We start from the raw sequence: 2331 nt of genomic DNA on the forward strand, positions 1-2331 counted from the left end.
GCGGCGACGGTCGCCTTCACCGCTTCACCGCCTTCCGCCGCCTCGCGCGCGGCCTGCGTGGCCATGCCGTCGGTGACGCGGGCATTCTCCGTGTTCTGCGAGATCGATGCCGTCATCTGTTCCAGCGAGGCGCTCGTCTCCTCGACACCGGCCGCCTGCTCGGACGCCGACTGCGACAGCGCCTGCGCCGTCGCGCTGACTTCTTCCGACGCCGACGCCAGCGACTGCGCGCCGCCGTTCACGTCGCCGACGACCTGCGTCAGCTTCGCGATCATGTTCTTCATCGCGGCCAGCAGCAGGCCGGCCTCGTCGCGCGCATGGCTGTCGATGTGCACCGTGAGGTCGCCGGCCGCCAGGCGGTCGGCCGCGTTCACGGCGACGCGCAGCGGACGGGTGACGGACAGGGTGATGAACGCCGCCACCGTCAGCGCGAGCAGGGCGGCGCCGGCCGTCATCGCGATCACCAGCCGGCGCGTCTCTTCATACGTGGCGCCCGCCTCGTCGGCCTTCTTCTGCATCTTGTCGGACTGGTGCCTGGTCAGTTCGTCGACGGCCGCGATCAGTTCGCGGTTGAGCGGGACATAGGTCTTGCTGACGAATTCCGCGGCATGCTGGCGGTCGCCGCGCACCAGGCCATAGAACTGGGCATACGCCGGTTCCAGGGCCGCATGCCTGTCGGTGATCTGCTTGAGCATCTTCTTGCCGGTTTCGCTCGCTACGAGCTTGGTGAGTTCGGCGATGCGTCCGTTCGTGTCGGCGCGTAGCTGTTCGATCACCTTGCGATAGCGCTCGCTTTCCGCTTCGTCGCTGGTGAGCAGCATGCCGCGCATCTGGCGCGGGGCGTCGACGACGTCGCGGATCAGGTCCTTGGCGATGACGACTTTCGGGTAGGCGTCCGCCGTGATGTAGGCGGTGGCATCGTTCATGACCGCCATGCGGTTCATGGCCAGCAGCGCGATCGCCAGCAGGAGCAGCAGTACCGCACCGAAGCCGAGGCCCAGGCGGATGCCGATTTTCAGGTTCTTGAGCATGTGGCTCTCCACTTCAGTTAAATGTCAGGCCGCGGCGGCCTGGCTTTCGTGTTCGACGCCGGCCAGCAGGGCCGCCATGTCGAGGATCAGTGCGACGTCGCCGTTGCCGAGGATCGAGGAGCCGGACAGGAAGCGCGCGCCGGCGAACACCTTGCCGAGCGGCTTGATCACGGTCTGGAATTCGCCCAGCAGGCTGTCGACGACGAGGCCGGCCTTGCTGCCGCCGTAGCGCACGACGACGATGCTGCGGCGCCGTGCCGGCACGCCTTTGACGCCGAAGCGTTCCCTCAGGCGCACGAAGGGCAGGGGCTGGCCGCGCAAATCGACCCAGTCGCAGCCCGGCTGTTCGACGAACTCGATGCATTCCTCGATCATGTCCATCGGGATCACGAACACCGACTTGCCGACGCCGACCTGGAACCCGTTGATGATCGCCAGCGTCAGGGGCAGGCGCACCGTGACGGTGGTGCCTTGCCCTTCGGTGCTGGCGATGTCCACGCTGCCGCGCAGCGCGACGATGTTGCGCTTGACGACGTCCATGCCCACGCCGCGGCCGGACAGGTTCGTCACCTGTTCCGCCGTCGAGAAGCCCGGTTCGAAGATCAGGTTGAAGATTTCCTTGTCCGTGAGCAGGCGGCCCGGCTCGACGAGGCCGCGTTCGACGGCTTTCGCGAGGATGCGGTCCCGTTTCAGGCCGCCGCCGTCGTCCGACACTTCGATCACGATGCTGCCCGAGTCGTGGTAGGCGTTCAGGGCGACGGTGCCCTGGGCCGGCTTGCCGCGCGCGGCGCGCACGTCGGCCGGCTCGATGCCGTGGTCCATCGCGTTGCGCACGAGGTGCGTGAGCGGGTCGCCGATCTTCTCGACGACGGTCTTGTCCAGTTCCGCGTCCTCGCCGCTGACCACCAGGCGGATGTCCTTGCCCAGCTCGCGCGCCACGTCGTGCACGACGCGCTGGAAGCGGTTGAACGTGGCGCCGATCTTCACCATGCGCAGCTGCAGCGCGCTGTCGCGCACTTCCTCGACGAGGCTGGACAGCGTCGACGTGCATTCCAGCAGCTCGGGGATCTGCGTGCGGCGCGCGATCAGGTTGGCGCCCGCGCCCGCGATGATCAATTCGCCCACGAGGTTGATCAGGCGGTCCAGCTTGTCCGCATCCACGCGCACCGAGCGGCTTTCCTGCTGCTGGCGCGGCGCGTCCGGCGCCTGGCGCTGTTTCGCGAGGGCCGCCTCGCCGAATACCTCGCGTGGCTGGACGAGGCGGTTCTCGGGCGGCAGGATGCGGATCGCGCAGTCGTCG

At 68.0% G+C, this 2331-nt stretch carries 2 protein-coding genes; both read right to left on the reverse strand.

What is annotated here, in order from left to right; all coding sequences use genetic code 11:
• Positions 1–1031, reverse strand: a 1031-nt coding sequence (locus ACEN88_RS29560; RefSeq protein ID WP_413345434.1) for a methyl-accepting chemotaxis protein, incomplete at its 3' end; no start/stop codon positions are given.
• A 24-nt stretch (positions 1032–1055) separates the two neighbouring features.
• On the reverse strand, positions 1056–2331 hold a 1276-nt coding region (locus ACEN88_RS29565), incomplete at its 5' end, for a chemotaxis protein CheA (RefSeq protein WP_413345436.1).

Source organism: Massilia sp. CT11-108, from assembly GCF_047302915.1.
GTDB lineage: Bacteria > Pseudomonadota > Gammaproteobacteria > Burkholderiales > Burkholderiaceae_D > Telluria > Telluria orientalis.